This is a genomic window from Bradyrhizobium sp. UFLA05-89 (assembly GCF_059803475.1).
This window is the reverse complement of record NZ_JBANBA010000229.1, coordinates 1-3,688: the sequence shown is the minus strand read 5'-3', so window position 1 is coordinate 3,688 and position 3,688 is coordinate 1. Positions and strand designations below refer to the sequence as shown.

Genomic DNA, 3,688 nt, shown 5'->3' with positions numbered 1-3,688 from the left:
AGCCGATCCTCTGGCATGTCATGCAATACTACAGCCAGTATGGACATCGGGATTTCGTTCTGTGTCTTGGCTATAAAGCAAACGTGGTGAAGGACTATTTTCTGAACTATAAGCAGGCGGCAAATACTGACTGCGTAATCTCCCATTTTGGCAAGAAGGTCGAATTGCTGGGCGCCCGGCCGCCAGATTGGCGCGTGTCACTCGTGGACACGGGAATATGGCGCAACATTGGTCAGCGTCTGCTTGCGGTCCGCCATCTGGTCGAGGACGAGGAAATGTTTCTCGCCAATTACAGCGATGGACTGACCGACGCACCGCTCCCGCACATGATCGATAGCTTCCGGAAGAGCGGCAAGATTGGCTGCTTCATCGCCATACACCCGCCAATCACATTTCACCTTGCTGAATTTGATGAGAATGGCACCGTTCAGCAGATACGTGCGAGTCAGGAATCCGAGATCTGGATCAATGGCGGATATTTCATTTTCCGCAAAGAGATATTCGACCACATCCGGGAAGGGGACGAGTTGGTAGTTCAGCCATTCAAGCGCCTTATCGAGCGCGGCGAGCTGATGGCATACAGGTATGAAGGATTTTGGCGCGCCATGGATACGCTCAGGGACAGGCAGGTCCTCGAGGAGATGATCGAGCGTGGCGATACGCCGTGGCAGCTCAGCAACCAGGTTGCGGTCGCGGTGAATTCGTGAAGACGCTTCAGATCGCTGGACGGGGTGATCGGCTATCGGTGCTATGCTTGGGGGCGCACTCTGACGATATCGAAATTGGTGCGGGAGCAACACTGCTTAGCTGGCTGGACCAAGGCATTCGCCTCGACGTTCATTGGTGCGTTCTCAGCGGTGCTGGCGAGCGGGAACAGGAGGCGATAGCGTCCGCCAGTGATTTTCTGCGGGAGGCCGCGAGCAGCAAGATCGAGGTCATGGCCTTTCGAGACGGCTTCTTCCCTGAGCAGGGTGAGAAGATCAAGGTCTGGTTCGAGGAATTGAAAGACCGAGTTGATCCCGATGTCATCCTCACGCACCGCAGCGACGACGCACATCAGGACCATCGTCAGCTCGCTCGTCTTGCCTGGAATACTTTCCGAGGCCATCTCATCCTAGAGTACGAGATACCCAAGTGGGATGGCGATATGGCGAGACCGAATCTATATGTGCCGGTGTCAGCATCTGCAATTCAGCGCAAAGTAGACTTGCTCGTCGCGCACTTCGGCAGCCAACGCTCGAAGCAGTGGTTCGATGCCGAAACTTTTCTCGGCTTGGCACGGCTGAGGGGGATGGAGTGTCGGGCGCAGGAACGCTATGCGGAGGCGTTTATCGCGCGCAAACTCTCGCTGGCTTGATCGGTTGGCACCCAGGCAAAGGAGCAAAGGTTGAGCCCGGATCTGATGGACCACAGCAACTTCTGCATTGGTGGGGATGCCGTTGTTTCGACTCGTCGACGCGCTCTATCTCTCGTTCGAACATGATCGTTTTGGGAACCGGTTTCGACTTTCCGGCTCAGGCTCCAGGGTGCAGCTATGGAAAAGGTACTGGTAACTGGAGCACGAGGGTTCATTGGGGCGCAGCTGTGCAGGAGGCTGGTGGTTTCCGGCGTAGAGTTGCACGCGGTCTCGCGTCAGCCGCCGGTCGATGTAGTGGCCTGGTGGCGATCGATTGGTGGAGATATGAGCGATGCTCCGCGCGCCGCTACGATTCGTTGGTGGAACGCGGATCTGATCGACCTGCGGGCAACGCAAGAGCTGATCCGGACCGTCCTGCCTGACAAGACTTATCACCTTGCTAGTCTGGTGACGGGGTCGCGCAGCCTCGACGTGGTGCTGCCGATCATGCAAAGCAACTTCCTCACCGCATTCAATCTTCTTTTTGCTGCCGCTGAGAACGGCGCCGGCCGGATTGTCTTTGCAGGCTCGCTAGAGGAGCCGGACGAGGTGGATTCCGTGCCTTGTTCGCCATATGCCGCCGCAAAAGGAGCCGCGGCCGCTTACGCGCGAATGTTCGAAGCGTTGTACAAGACCGAGGCCGTCATGACGAAGATCTCGATGGTTTACGGGCCGGGGCAGACCGACCTCACAAAGCTGGTCCCTTATGTCACCACCGCCTTTTTGCGCGGCGAGCGCCCCAAGCTGAGCAGCGGTTTTCGGCTTGTTGACTGGATCTGCGTCGATGACGTAGTCGACGGCCTTGTCGCGTGCGCGTACGCATCGGGCGCCAACGGTCGCACGGTTGACATCGGGTCGGGCCAGGAGTGCTCGATCCGGGAGCTTGTTCAGGAGTTGAGACAATTGATTCCGGGTGCCCCCGAACCGCTGTTCGGGGCCGTTCCGGATCGACCTCTTGAGCGGCCAAGGGCAGTCGATCTGATTGCTTCCTACGAAGCGATCGGCTGGAGCCCGTCGACAATGCTGCACGAGGGCCTGCGGCGCACGGTCGATTGGTATAGATCACGCCTCGCCACACCTCCGGACAGAGCGGGCGCACGAGACCAACTCTTCGGCTAGAAAGTCTGTCGCTTTAGCAGGCAACGTCGGCGCGGGTGCGTCATACGAAATCTGACCCGCGGAATCGGCTTGGCCTGTAGTGCCACTACGAAAATGCCGCGGGGTGCGAAACCTATCTTGGCTGCTATTACGAATCGACCCGGCAGGCAAACGGCACTGCCGGTTGGAGTGATCAGAGGCGCGGCACCAGATCCTATGAAGCCCGACTTTCGGCGCCTACGGTCTTCGGAGCGTAGACCAGTTCTCCGCCGGCTTCGGTGCCATCATCATAGAGTGCAATGACGTTCTCGGGTATTCGCGACAGATCTGTGCAACGGAGATAGTCCCGCATGACGGTTCCGGTGCATGCGGAATCAATATTCGGCGCACCTCGTTTTCCGGCGGCGTCGTCCAAATGGACGGTCCGGAAGTCAATACTGAAGCGGGTTACGCCCGATGTGTTGGGTACGCTTGAGTGCATTTGCGCCGCGGAGAACAGCAGGACGCCGCCCACAGGGCAAATGAGTCGAGTCTGGGGGTCAAGCTCCATCGGTTCGGTTGCGCGTGGCAGCGGACGCGGGTCACTCTTGATGAGCTTCGCAATGCTTTCCCCGCGATGCATCTTGTTCCATACATAGTAGTTATAGTCGGAAGAGCTGTTCTTTACGGGCTTCGTCCAATACCGCGGGTGAAATGCCATGGCGTTGTTCGATTCGATATCATAGATCGGCAGCCACCAGTTGATCTGGCAGGGGGGAGCCGAATACCAGGTATCTCGGTGAGCGTGCCAGGCGAGTGCAATACCGGTCGTGAGATAGTTATCGCTCGTGGAGCTGCGCATTCGAGGTACGTCGAAGAAGGTCTTCTCCGAATCGCAGCCGAAATCTTCCAAAACCGCCTTGAGGTGACGCTTCGATTCCGGATGGTGAATGAAGGCTGGTTTCAACTTTCCGAGAATGTCCGCGTAACGCTCGACTTCCATGTTCTTTTGAGCGGTTCTCGGATCGAGCCCGCCGAACGCGTCTTCGATCATCGACCTCGCAAAGTTGGTTAGAGCAAGAACGCTCGGCCGGGCGCCGTAAACGAAGAGTTGCCCATCGTACAGTTGCTGGCGTCGGATATCGTCGGAAACGTTCGAGTCGAAGAAAACGGTGTTATTCATGAGGCGCGTCTCCTCGATTGCCGATTTAATAG

At 57.5% G+C, this 3,688-nt stretch carries 4 protein-coding genes; 3 read left to right on the top strand and 1 reads right to left on the bottom strand.

Annotation, left to right across the window (positions count from 1 at the left end):
- From SO139_RS45715 to SO139_RS45705, 3 genes are all read left to right on the top strand, one after another.
- Positions 1–707 (top strand): glycosyltransferase family protein (locus SO139_RS45715; protein WP_498542112.1); only part of this gene is annotated, 707 nt, incomplete at its 5' end.
- Positions 704–1,357, top strand: a complete 654-nt coding sequence (locus SO139_RS45710) for a PIG-L deacetylase family protein (protein ID WP_474799941.1) — start codon at positions 704–706, stop codon at positions 1,355–1,357. The genes SO139_RS45715 and SO139_RS45710, both read left to right, overlap by 4 nt.
- Positions 1,358–1,534: 177 nt before the next feature.
- Positions 1,535–2,515, top strand: a complete 981-nt coding sequence (locus SO139_RS45705) for an NAD-dependent epimerase/dehydratase family protein (protein WP_474799943.1) — start codon at positions 1,535–1,537, stop codon at positions 2,513–2,515.
- Positions 2,516–2,708: 193 nt separating this feature from the next.
- On the opposite strand, the gene SO139_RS45700 is transcribed toward SO139_RS45705, so the two are convergent.
- The coding region (locus tag SO139_RS45700) for a 2OG-Fe(II) oxygenase family protein (RefSeq protein WP_498542111.1) at positions 2,709–3,688 on the bottom strand (980 nt) is incomplete at its 5' end.